Raw genomic sequence first — 468 nt, forward strand, 5'->3', positions numbered from 1 at the left:
GTTATGTTGCAAAGGAGATGCAGAGTATGAATCAAGTTAAAAGTAATTTTCAGGTAATAGCGGCGACAATATCTACGCTTTATTTCGGGTTATTTGCTTACGGGGCTTTTCTCGTTATTCAAGAATTTGAAAATGTATTCAATTCATTAGAAGCTGAATTACCCATTCAAACTTCTATATTAATTAACTCCTATCGTTACTGGGGTGTTTTAGGCTTAATTTCAGCATTTATTCTTTATAAAGTTAGTAAAGCCCAAAGTAGTAAATCCATGAAGCTCTTAACTCTGCTATTTGTCTTGTCAGTTTTACTGGTGGTTTTTGCTGTCTGGGGTATTTATAGTCCTGTACTTGAAGGTAATGAGCAACCTGCAACATAACAAGCCATTACAGTAACGGGACTGCTAACAGCTTGCTCGGTTCCGCTTCTCTTCACATTTTAGCAAGCTATTATCAGCCCCTGAATGGGGC

The 468-nt window shown here is 37.4% G+C and carries 1 protein-coding gene; it reads left to right on the forward strand.

Annotated features, from left to right (window positions below):
* A partial coding sequence (locus GVO63_RS19375) for a hypothetical protein (protein WP_236552229.1) occupies positions 1-377 on the forward strand: 377 nt, incomplete at its 5' end.
* Positions 378-468: the final 91 nt, after the last annotated feature.

The sequence above is a fragment of the Alteromonas sp. KUL106 genome (assembly GCF_009811415.1).
Taxonomy (GTDB): Bacteria; Pseudomonadota; Gammaproteobacteria; order Enterobacterales; family Alteromonadaceae; genus Alteromonas.